Genomic DNA, 682 nt, shown 5'->3' with positions numbered 1-682 from the left:
GTTTTTACTTGCTTTGCTCTGTTTTACCGTGATATGTTTTGTTCATGCGCGCGAAGGAGTGGGCGGCCCGTGAGGGTTTGAACGAGCAGACGGTGTGGAAGTGGTGCCGTGAGAACCGCATGCCCGTTCCGTTCGAGCGTTCGGGTAGCGTGTGGCTCATCCATGACCCGAAATACGAGAAGACCGACATCTCCGCTGGCTCTCGCGTCGTCTGCTATGCGCGGGTGTCATCGTCCGACCAGAAGTCCGATCTGCAACGACAGGCGGATCGGTTGAAGTCGTTCGCGATCGGCATGGGCGCGACCGACATCCAGGTGGTCATGGAGACCGGTTCGGGCATGAACGACAAACGGCGCAGACTCAACCGCATTCTCGCCGATCCGACCGTGGGTACGATCGTCGTGGAGCATCGGGACCGGTTGGCGCACATGAACGCGGGACTCGTTGAATCCGCGCTGAAGGCACAGGGGCGTCGGCTCGTTGTCGTGGACGACTCGGAGCTGGATGATGATCTGGTGCGTGACATGACTGAGGTGCTGACCTCGTTCTGCGCACGCCTATACGGTCGGCGCGCTGCGAAGAACAAGGCACGGGCCGCGTTGAAGGCGGCGCAGGATGCTTGAGGCGGTCAAGGTGGCGCTTGACCCGACGCCCGCGCAGGAGCGTCTGCTGTTGTCGCACG

General features: G+C 61.4%; 1 protein-coding gene. It reads left to right on the top strand.

Annotated elements, in window-relative coordinates:
• The first annotated feature begins 44 nt into the window (after positions 1-44).
• Positions 45-623, top strand: coding sequence for an IS607 family transposase (locus BW11_RS11430; RefSeq protein WP_140445874.1), 579 nt, complete (start codon positions 45-47; stop codon positions 621-623).
• Positions 624-682 lie beyond the last annotated feature (59 nt).

Source organism: Bifidobacterium sp. UTCIF-38 (assembly GCF_006454495.1).
Taxonomy (GTDB): Bacteria; Actinomycetota; Actinomycetes; order Actinomycetales; family Bifidobacteriaceae; genus Bifidobacterium; species Bifidobacterium callitrichos.
Note: the sequence above shows the minus strand (reverse complement) of the source record. Positions and strands in the feature narration are given on the sequence as shown.